The sequence below is a fragment of the Anaerococcus sp. genome (genome assembly GCF_030825785.1).
In the GTDB taxonomy this organism is placed as follows: Bacteria; Bacillota; Clostridia; order Tissierellales; family Peptoniphilaceae; genus Anaerococcus.
Genome location: NZ_JAPJPG010000050.1, coordinates 1 through 9,290, shown reverse-complemented (window position 1 = coordinate 9,290; position 9,290 = coordinate 1). Strand labels below are relative to the sequence as shown.

Here is a 9,290-nt window from a genome sequence, read left to right as displayed (position 1 = left end):
AGACAAAAAAGCTGCATACGACAAAGCATTAGAAGATGCTAAGAAAGTACTTGAAGATGCAAATGCAATCCAAGCAGATGTTGATAAAGCTAAAGACGCTTTAAAAGCAGCAGAAGAAGCATTAAACGGAGAAAAAGCTCCAGATGTAGATAAGAAACCACTTCAAGATGAAGTAGATAAAGAAAAATCTACAAAGGATACAGACAAGTACAAGAATGCAGACCAAGAAAAGAAAGCTGCATACGATAAAGCACTAGAAGATGCTAAGAAAGTCCTTGAAGATCCAAATGCAAGTCAAGACGATGTTAACAAAGCTAAGAAATCTCTAGAAGAAGCGGAAAAAGCACTAAATGGTAAAGATAGTGACGTTTCTGATAATTTTAGTCCAAATCTTCCAGGAAAAACAGAAGTAGAAGATAAAGACAACTTAACTGAAGAGGAAAAGGATAAGGTTAAAGAAGAAGTTAAGAAGGCAAACCCTAAGGCTAAAGACGTTGACGTTGATAACATGGGTAATGCAACTCTAACTTACCCAGATGGATCAAAGAATTATATCTCTTCTGACAAGACAGTAAGCGAAAAAGAAAAATCTACAAAAGATAGAACAGATGCTGAAGGTAACCCAGCAGTTGCACCAAGTAAAAAGCTTGGAGTAGCCGATAAGGGTAACTTAACAGATGCTGAAAGAAGAGAAGTAGCTGATAAGGTTAAGAAAGCTAATTCAAATGCAAAAGAAGTAATTGTCGATGCACAAGGAAAAGCAACATTAATTTATCCAGATGGATCAAGAAACTTCATCGCAGCAAGCGAGTTAATCTACGAAAAAGCTAAAGGTATTGAAGTAGAGAAACCTAGTCAAACAACAAATAAGACAGGTAAAGCTTCTAATGCAAATGTTAATACAGGTAAAGCCTCTAATACAAATGTTAAGACAGGAGTAGAGTCACTAACAGGAGTAATGGCAACACTAGCTACAGCAGTAGGTGGATTGTTCGTAAGCAAAAAAAGAAAAGACGATGATAGATAATATTTGAGAAAATATTATAAGCACAGAGACCTCAGGCTTAGGCTTGGGGTTTTTGTTTTGGAGAAAATTAGAGATTAGACTAGGAAGAGAAAATAATAAAGGGTCCATAATAAAATGATGAGCTTTAGGGCCCTCTCTTAGATGAGTTTTGAGAAAATACCCTAGAAGGCTTTAGTTTTTCTTGTTTTCTATAATAATTTGATTAGAGATTTAAACCCGACGTAAACAAACAAAAAACCGACGCAAATTTTGCGTCGGAAATACGTGAGATTTATATTTTCTTTTTTAATATTCTCATAGCCCATAGGATGGATATGATTGAAACTCCTACGTCTCCGAAGATTGCCATCCACATGTTGGCGTGGCCGAATAGGCCTAGGATTAGGATTGCGATTTTCACAAGCATTATAAATATTACATTTTGTTTTACTGTTGTGTTGGTAAGTCCAGAAATGTTGATTAGCTTTTCTATTTGTGAAAACTCTCCGTTTGTTATGAGGATGTCGGAGGATTCTATAGCAAGGTCAGATGCGGTCTCTCCCATAGAGATTCCAACATCGGCGTTTTTGAGAACTGGGGCATCATTTATACCGTCGCCTACGAAGACTGTTTTATCTCCCTTTTCCTGGTAGGTCTTCATTATTTTAAGCTTCTCATCAGGCATAACTTGGGCGTAGTAGCTGTCAAGCTTAAGCTTATCCGCTGTATCCTTGACTGCAGCGAGATTATCACCTGATACTATGGCTATTTCTTTAAATTTATCCTTAAGTTTCGCAATTGTCTCTTGGGATTTTTCCTTGATGTCATCTTCTATATAGACACTTGCGGCAAGCTTCTCGTCTACTGACAGATAAATGGCTCTTTCTTTTTTGTCATCTATCTTGAGGTATTTTGGAGAGCCAACTTTGATAAATTTTCCATCTTTGCTCTTTGCCTTTACCCCAAGGCCCTTTTCGTTTCTGATCTCTTCAAAGAGGTCTTTCTCTTCTCTGTCAAGCTCTTTACTTATAGCCCTGCCAATAGGATGGGTGGTCATGTTTTCTATGTTGAAGAGATAGTCTAAGATTTCTTCAGAGTCAAAGCCTTCTTCGATCTTTATATCCTTGATTTTGAAATCTCCTGTAGTTAGGGTTCCGGTCTTGTCTGTAAGTATGACTTCTGCCTTATCGAGGATTTCAAAATATTGGCTACCCTTAATTAGGATGCCGTTTTTGCTCGCAAGCCCCAGTCCTGACATAAAGGATAGGGGAACGGATAAAACTAGGGCACATGGGCAGGAAAGGACTAGGAAGGTCGCCGCACGAAGGAGGTAATCGGACCATACTCCTCCCATAAATAGTGGAGGGATGATAGCAAGAGCTAGGGCAAGTCCTACGACTATTGGTGTGTAGATTCTTGCAAATCGAGAGATAAACTTCTCGCTGTCAGACTTACTTGCTGCGGAGTCTTCGATTAGTTCCATGATTCGTGCTGCAACAGAGTCGTCGAATTCTGTCGTAGCTTCGATCTTGATTATTCCTTCTGTGACAAGGGATGAGGATATTACTTCATCTCCTATATCTACAGAAACTGGCATCGACTCTCCAGTAACAGAAGATGTATCAAGACTTGCCGTCCCTTCAATGACCTTGCCGTCTACTCCGATTTTTTCTCCATCACGGACAAGGATTATATCTCCTACTTCGATATCATCTAGGTCGACTTCTTCCGTGCTGCCATCTTCATTTATCCTATTTGCCACATCTGGTACAAGGTCTAGGAGGTCTTTGATGTTATCTCTTGACCTTTGGGTGGCAATGTCTTCGAATAGCTCTCCGAAAGAATAGAAAAGCATAACAGCGACCGCCTCTACGTATTCGCCTATGATAAAGGCTGTGATTGTAGCAAGTGCCATGAGGAAGTTCTCATCTAGGGCAGATCCTCGTCTTATTCCCTTAAAGGCCTTAAGGAGTACTTCCTTGGCTGATAGGATGTAAAGAATCAGGAAGGCCCATTTTCTGAAAGATCCCAAGTAGAAAAACATACTCATAATCTGGAGGAAGGCCCCCAAAAGAGCGAGGATTATGAGCTCGTTTAATCTGTCTCTGTGTTCTTTTGTGATATTCTTAAACATAATTATTTAGCTATAATTTGGCAGCCTGGCTCGATCCTATCAGCAATCTCGTTTGCCTTTCCTAAAATCTCATCCACATTGGCCCCGTCTTCTAGTTCAATTTTGGCCTTTTCTGTAAGGAAGGATACATTAGCATCTATTACTCCATCGAGCTTTTTGATTTCTCCTTCAATCTTGTTGCCGCAGTTTGCACATTGTAGTCCTTGGATTTTAAATTTCTTTTTCATAATTACTCCTTTATATGTTCTAGTCCTGTTTGTATAATTGTCTTAACGTGGTCATCTGAGAGATAGTAAAGCATTGACTTGCCATCCCTCTTGCTTTTAACTAGATTAACTTCTTTAAGGTATTTGAGCTGGTGGGAGATAGCGGATTGGCTCATATCGAGAGCCTGGGCTATGTCACCGACGTTCATCCTTCCAGCAAGTAACCTATACATTATCCTCATCCTAGTCGAGTCGGCAAAGACCTTGAAGAGGTCAGCCAAGTCGATTAGGGTAGTATCATCAATATTTTTCAGCGAATCATTCATGTGTGTCCTTTCATGTGCGTCCTCTTATATGAATAACTGTTCATATGAATATTATATCATATATGCTAGCGATGTCAATAGGATTTTTAAAAAGCCCGAGTAAATCCATATGGATTGAATTTTAGGAGAAATTTAGTATATTTATATAACGAGAATAGAATTATTTTTAAGATATTTAATAAAGAATTAAATTAATATAAATGGGGAGAGATATAGAAGTTATGCTAATAATCCTCTAGAGGAGCTTTATTGTTAGAGCAAATGTGAGATATAGGATTTCCCTTATATCTACTAAGGATAAAGCAGAAACAACGCCCTTGCTTCGACCGAAGTGGAGAAGCCTCTGAGATCTCTCGACTCTGCTACGCTCCGCTCGACGGTAGTTTTCGGATTCAGAGAAAGCCCATCCGGCTCATGGAGGATACCATAGCTTGCCCTTTATCTCGAAAAACCTCGATTAAGGTCTGCCATCAATTCACTTCGTTCATTGTGGCCAGAACCATTAGAGATAAGGGGGAAGTGGAGAAGTCTCAAGGATATTTATTAGCTCTCTTTTGAACTCTTCGAGTTCTTGGAACTTATTTTTCAAATAAGTTCCACTTATTCGATTTTTTATAAAAATTGAAGCCCGACTGTCCGGCACTCTGCCATTTTATTAATTTTTGTTATATATAAAGGAAGATTTATGAAGTTTAATTTAAAATCGGATTATAAACCTAGAGGCGATCAGCCTTATGCTATAGATAAATTATCAAAGGGAATCGAGGCGGGAGATCATCATCAGATTCTCCGTGGTGTAACTGGTTCTGGTAAGACCTTTACCATGGCTAATATTATCCAAAATGTCCAAAGGCCTACCTTGGTTCTTGCCCACAACAAGACTTTGGCCTACCAGCTTTTTACAGAATTTAAGGAGTTTTTCCCGGACAATGCTGTCGAGTATTTTGTATCCTACTACGATTATTACCAACCAGAAGCCTATGTGGCAGCTACAGATACATATATAGCAAAGGACTCTTCTATCAATGACGAGATAGACAAGATGAGGCACTCCGCGACCATGGCTCTTTTTGAGAGGCGTGATGTTATAATTGTTGCGAGTGTGTCTTGTATTTACGGCTTAGGAGATCCTATAGAGTATCAGAAGCTTGTAGTTTCTCTAAGGCCAGGTCAAGAGATTAGTCCGGAAGACGTTATGAGAAAGTTAATCGATGTCCAATATGTGAGAAATGATGTGGAGTTTAGCCGAGGGACTTTCAGACGCAGGGGGGATATCCTAGATGTTTTCCCTGCAGGCTTTGACCAAAAGGCTATTAGATTTGAGTTTTTCGGAGATGAAATCGACGAGATATCAGAGTTTGATTCCTTGACAGGTAAGGTTACTGCAAAGATTAGCCACGCTTATATTTATCCTGCCAGCCACTATGCTACATCAAGTGAGAATACAGAAAAGGCTATTGTTACTATAGAAGAAGAACTTGAGGAAAGATTGGCCGAGCTTAATTCGGAAAATAAGCTCCTAGAAGCTCAAAGACTTGAGCAAAGGACCAAATACGATATAGAGATGCTTAGGGAGATTGGTTTCTGCTCTGGCATTGAGAATTACTCCAGACATTTAAGTCAGAGACCAGCAGGCTCTAGGCCTTATACTCTAATCGACTATTTTCCAGAAGACTTCGTCCTAATGGTCGATGAGTCCCACGTTTCTATTCCCCAGGTTGGAGGAATGTATGAGGGAGATAGGTCTCGTAAGCAAAACTTGGTTGACTACGGCTTTAGGCTTCCTTCTGCCCTAGATAACAGGCCGCTTAAGTTCGATGAGTTCGAGAAACTAATCAACCAGGCAGTCTATGTTTCAGCAACTCCAGGACCTTACGAGAAGGAGAAGACCCATGGCAAGATGGTCGATCAAATCATAAGACCAACTGGACTTTTAGATCCTTTAATAGAGGTAAGGCCAACAGAAAATCAGATAGACGATCTTATAGAGGAAGTCCATGCGACTATTGCCAAGAAGGAAAGGGTCCTCGTCACTACTCTTACCAAAAAGATGGCAGAAGACCTTACGACCTTCCTTACGGAAAATGGAATCAAGGTCAGATATCTTCACTCAGATATTAAAACTATAGAGAGAAGTGAGATTATTAGAGAGCTCCGTCTAGGAGAGTTTGATGTTCTTGTAGGAATCAACCTCCTCCGTGAGGGACTTGATATACCAGAGGTTTCGCTTATAACAATCCTCGATGCTGACAAGGAAGGCTTCCTCCGTTCGGAGACTTCCCTCATCCAGACCATAGGAAGGGCAGCGAGAAACTCCGAGGGTAGGGTAATCATGTATGCCGATACCATAACAGGATCTATGAGAAGGGCAATTGATGAGACAGAACGCCGTAGGTCAATCCAAGAAGAATTCAACGAAGAGCACGGCATAGTGCCAACTACAATCAAGAAAAACATAGCTGAAATCATCCAAATCACCAAGAAGAAGGAAGAAGAGGAAATTGAAGAATTCAGCAAAGACGATATAGAGACAATACTAATCAATCTGGAAGCTGAGATGTATAAGGCAGCAGAGGAGCTTGACTTCGAGCGTGCCGCAGCCCTCCGTGACCAGATTAAGTCTATGAAAGATAATTTTACAGGAGTGATTAATTGACAGAAATTAAGATAAAGGGAGCAAGAACCAACAATCTCAAAAACGTGGATATCAATCTTCCAAGAGACAAGATGATTGTATTTACAGGCCTTTCGGGCTCTGGTAAGTCTACTCTTGCCTTCGATACCATCTATGCGGAAGGACAAAGACGTTATGTCGAAAGCCTTTCTTCCTATGCTAGGCAGTTTTTGGGCAATGTAGATAAGCCGGATGTGGACTCCATTGAGGGACTATCTCCATCTATATCAATCGACCAGAAGACAACTAACAGGAACCCAAGATCTACAGTAGCAACGGTTACTGAAATCTACGATTATTATAGGCTCCTATACGCAAGAGTAGGAGATGCTTATTGTCCAGTATGCGGTAGACCGATAGAAGCCCAAAGTATAGACCAGATGGTCGATAGGGTAAAGGAACTTCCTGAAAGAACGAGAATTCAAATCCTTGCCCCAGTAATCAGAGGAAAAAAGGGAGCTCACAAAAGAGCCCTAGAAAATATCCAAAAGGATGGATATGTAAGGGTCCTAATCGATGGAGAAAAGTACGACTTGGCAGAGGATATCGACCTATCCAAGACCAAAAAGCACGATATCTCTGTAGTTGTAGATAGGATTGTGATCAAGGATGGAATCGATGCGAGACTTACAGATTCCATAGAGACAGCTCTAGGACTTGCAGATGGCCTAGTTATCATAGATGTGATAGGGCAAGAGGAGATACTCTTATCATCTAAGCTTGCCTGCCCAGAAGGCCACGTATCCCTCCCAGAGATTACACCAAACATGTTCTCCTTCAACGCTCCAATCGGGATGTGTCCTGACTGTAATGGACTTGGTTTTCACCTTCAAGTCGACAGGGACCTAGTTATACCAGATTATGACCTATCCATAAACGAGGGGGCCATTGACCCTTATGCAACTTCCACCAAGGAGAGCTATTATTATGAGATGATAAGAGCTATAGCAGATCATTACAAGTTCTCCCACGATGATCCAATAAAAAAGGCTCCTAAGAAAATGATTGAAGATATCCTCCATGGTACAAATTATGACCTAAGCTTTGTCTTCGATAGTCATTTTTCTGGCAGGAAAAGATACACCGGACCCTTTGAAGGAGCAATTAAAAATATTTACGACCGCTACCAAAGGACAGGATCTGACGCTCAAAAGAAAAAGTTTAGAGAATATATGTCGGAAGAAGAGTGTGACACCTGCCATGGAGATAGACTTAAGCCAGAAGTCCTCGCTATCAAGGTCGGAGGAGTAAATATTTCTGAGCTTACAAGACTATCAGTAGAAAAGTCCGTAGACTTTTTCGCTAAACTCGAACTTTCTCCAATGAAGGCCAAAATTGCAGACCTTATAGTAAAGGAAATTAGGGCGAGACTCTCCTTCCTAAATGACGTGGGACTTACCTATTTGACTTTAAATAGGGCGGCGGCGACTCTATCTGGTGGGGAAAGCCAGAGAATTAGACTTGCGACTCAAATAGGATCTGGTCTTGTAGGGGTTTGCTATGTACTTGATGAGCCTTCTATAGGCCTTCACCAAAGAGATAACGATAAGCTAATAGCGGCTCTTAGAAATCTCACAGATATTGGAAACACCCTAATCATTGTAGAACATGACGAAGATACTATGAAGGAAGCCGACTATATAGTTGATATTGGACCAAAGGCGGGAGTTCATGGTGGAGAGATTGTCGCTAAGGGAAGTCTTGACGATATAATGAATTCCAAAAAGTCAATCACAGGAGACTATCTAGCTGGAAGGAAAAAAATCCCAGTTCCTAAGGAAAGAAGAACAAGCAATGAATATATAGAGATAAAGGGGGCTGCGGCAAACAACCTCAAAAACATCGACGTCAAAATCCCCCTAGGAGTCCTTACAACTGTAACTGGAGTATCAGGCTCAGGTAAGTCTTCCCTAGTAAATGAAATTCTCTACAAGCAAGCAACAAAGAAGATTAACAAGACAAAGATAAGGGCTGGTAAGCACAAGGAAATCCTAGGCCTTGATAAGATTGACAAGGTAATAGCCATAGACCAATCCCCAATTGGAAGAACACCAAGGTCAAACCCAGCCACCTACACCAAGGTCTTCGATGCCATAAGGGATGTCTTCGCCATGACAAACGAAGCCAAGATGAAAGGCTACGATAAGGGGAGATTTTCCTTTAACGTCAAGGGAGGAAGGTGCGAGGCCTGCAAGGGAGATGGAACAATCAAGGTAGACATGATGTTCTTACCAGATGTCTACGTCCCATGCGAAGTCTGCCACGGCAAAAGATACAACAGAGAAACCCTAGAAGTTAAATACAAGGGCAAGGACATATCAGACGTACTAGATATGACTGTAGAAGAGGGAATAGAATTTTTCCAAAACCATCCTAGCATAGTAAGAAAACTCCAAACCCTCTACGATGTAGGCCTAGGTTATATTAAAATAGGCCAGCCATCCACAGAACTATCTGGAGGAGAAGCTCAAAGGGTAAAACTTGCAACAGAACTTGCAAAAGTGTCCACAGGAAAAACCCTCTACATCCTAGACGAGCCAACAACAGGCCTTCACATGGCAGACGTCCACAAGCTAATAGAAGTTCTAAACAGACTAGTAGATCAGGATAACACAGTAGTAGTAATTGAACACAACTTAGATGTAATAAAAGTCTCCGATAACCTAATAGACCTAGGTCCAGAAGGAGGAGACGGTGGAGGAACCCTTGTAGCGAGCGGTACTCCAGAAAAAATAGCAAAAAATAAAAAGTCCTATACGGGGCAGTATCTTAAAAAGATCTTGTAGGAGATATTTTCGGGGAGGAGATATTTTTTTCTAAATATCTGGTACTAAAAATAGTTTGATATATCTATCTGGATAATCTATTTTTTATAATGATTAAGTTAATATCTTCGTTCTCTAGGGGACAGCCTAAGGGGGCGGCAGAGGCCCCCTCCAGTCTT

Annotated in this window: 5 protein-coding genes and 1 pseudogene; 3 read left to right on the top strand and 3 right to left on the bottom strand. The window is 40.8% G+C overall.

From position 1 onward, the window contains the following. A pseudogene (locus RCH56_RS06730) lies at window positions 1-1,027 on the top strand (hypothetical protein); the annotation flags it as partial. 271 nt (window positions 1,028-1,298) lie between these two features. Here RCH56_RS06730 and RCH56_RS06725 read toward each other — a convergent pair. The 3 genes from RCH56_RS06725 to RCH56_RS06715 are packed head-to-tail and all read right to left on the bottom strand — an operon-like array spanning window position 1,299 to window position 3,672. Further along, complete coding sequence (locus RCH56_RS06725) at window positions 1,299-3,140, bottom strand: heavy metal translocating P-type ATPase (protein WP_306484212.1); 1,842 nt, start codon at window positions 3,138-3,140, stop codon at window positions 1,299-1,301. Between the two features lie 2 nt (window positions 3,141-3,142). Beyond that, entirely contained in the window at window positions 3,143-3,367 is a 225-nt protein-coding gene (locus RCH56_RS06720) for a heavy-metal-associated domain-containing protein (RefSeq protein ID WP_306484211.1), read from the bottom strand. Between the two features lie 2 nt (window positions 3,368-3,369). Then, a complete protein-coding gene (locus tag RCH56_RS06715; protein WP_306484210.1) occupies window positions 3,370-3,672 on the bottom strand; it encodes a metalloregulator ArsR/SmtB family transcription factor in 303 nt (100 codons plus the stop codon). 685 nt (window positions 3,673-4,357) lie between these two features. Between RCH56_RS06715 and uvrB the strand changes: the two genes are divergently transcribed. Together uvrB and uvrA are read left to right on the top strand one after the other, a co-directional pair. Next, window positions 4,358-6,328, top strand: a complete 1,971-nt coding sequence (gene uvrB / locus RCH56_RS06710) for an excinuclease ABC subunit UvrB (RefSeq protein ID WP_306484208.1) — start codon at window positions 4,358-4,360, stop codon at window positions 6,326-6,328. After that, a complete protein-coding gene (uvrA, locus tag RCH56_RS06705) occupies window positions 6,325-9,132 on the top strand; it encodes an excinuclease ABC subunit UvrA (protein ID WP_306484207.1) in 2,808 nt (935 codons plus the stop codon). Before uvrB ends, uvrA begins: the two co-directional genes overlap by 4 nt. The last annotated feature ends 158 nt before the right edge of the window (window positions 9,133-9,290 follow it).